This window comes from Deinococcus arboris, assembly GCF_009755355.1.
In the GTDB taxonomy this organism is placed as follows: Bacteria; Deinococcota; Deinococci; order Deinococcales; family Deinococcaceae; genus Deinococcus; species Deinococcus betulae.
This window is the reverse complement of record NZ_WQLB01000079.1, coordinates 1-1,396: the sequence shown is the minus strand read 5'-3', so window position 1 is coordinate 1,396 and position 1,396 is coordinate 1. Positions and strand designations below refer to the sequence as shown.

At 59.0% G+C, this 1,396-nt stretch carries 1 protein-coding gene; it reads right to left on the bottom strand.

The genetic code is table 11. The features are described 5' to 3' along the window. Nucleotides 1-21: 21 nt before the first annotated feature. Nucleotides 22-1,344: an IS701 family transposase gene (locus tag GO986_RS22390; RefSeq protein ID WP_157461741.1), complete on the bottom strand. Its 1,323-nt coding sequence runs from the start codon at nt 1,342-1,344 to the stop codon at nt 22-24. Between the last annotated feature and the right edge of the window lie 52 nt (nt 1,345-1,396).

The window sequence follows — 1,396 nt, the reverse complement described above, 5'->3', positions numbered from 1 at the left end:
CTAGCTGTACTTCGGGGAAATTCACGGTCCGCTGAATAGTGCTGTGCAGGACGAACAATATCTAACATGAGGGCAGGATCGCCGGGGATACTCCCCGGCGATCTCCCTTCGGATTGCTGGCACCGTCTCTCCGAATAGATCATCCGGTTGTGAGAGACGCAGCCACTGCAGAAAGAGCAAGGCCACCAAGCAGAGCACCGCGTGATGATGGAGGCCCTGCCAGCTCCGGCCTTCAAAGTGGTTCAGCCCCACGTCCTGCTTGAGTTCCCGATGTGCCAACTCACAGGCCCAGCGTTGCTTCGTGATCTGAATCAAGTGCTCGAATGCCGTCTCAGGCGGTAAATTACAGAGGTAGTACTTTTTCTCCCCTCGAGCACGTTGTTCACCGATGATCCAAGCACCTTCTCCTGGAAGGTGCTGCCCCCGTGCATTTTCGTTCCCGTCCGCCAGTCGAACGTATTTCGCGGCGAACGTGCCGATCAGGGGTCCTTTCGTGCCGTGGCGCCACATGACCCGTCTCCAGGCTTCTTGGCTGAGCACCGACTCGATGGATTCAGTCTCTTCTGAAGGCGTTGGATGTCGTGGAGGACGACCTCGGAAATGTTTTGGAATCGGCATCAGGCGAACGTGCGCGGGATACACCCGCTGCGTCTTCACGGTGCCAACCGACCAACGGAGGCCACGGGCCGTCAGAGCTCGCCGGAAGGCCGCATTGACGCCATATCCGGCGTCTGCGAGCACCATCCCATACTGAATCGTGCCCGAGAGGTCATCGATTTCTCGAAGAGCGATCTCCCATTTGGTTGACCCAAGCGGGTGTTCCACAGGAACACCCGCTCCCACACAGCGCGCAGGATTGGAGGACCATTCCGCAGGCAGAAACAGCCTCAGGCGGAGGGGAATCGGGATCTCATCGCGAGCCAATGTCACGGAGACCAGACATTGACAGTTGGTGATCTTGCCGACCTGACCGGAATACTGCCGTCCCACACCGACGGACTTCGATCCGAACTTGGTCAGGCACGTGTCGTCAATGATCAGCACGGCCTTTTCTCCGCCGACCAGCTGCTGAGCACGCTCTGCCACGAGTTGCTCCAGCCCCTGGGGCACCCAGGGGCTGTCGGTGATGAAGTGCTGCAGGTGGTCGTGCCGGCCAGGCGCCACCTGATCGGCCAGAGGTTGCATGCTTTTCCGAGGCGCAGCGCTGCACAACCCCTGAATGTATAAAGGCGCCCAGAACCGCTGCGCCTGATGACGAAAAGACGTGAGGAACGGCGAAAACCATGTCAGAAAGTGCCAGGTCCATCGAGGGAGCAAAGAACGCTTCAACAAGAGGGCCAGCATCGCAGATGCTGGCCAGGACGGTGCCGATGAATATTCCCCGAAGTACAGCTAG

Bases quoted from the DNA above. Each gene is read 5' to 3' on its own strand.
- GO986_RS22390 (WP_157461741.1), bottom strand. From the start codon at position 1,344: ATGCTGGCCCTCTTGTTGAAGCGTTCTTTGCTCCCTCGATGGACCTGG.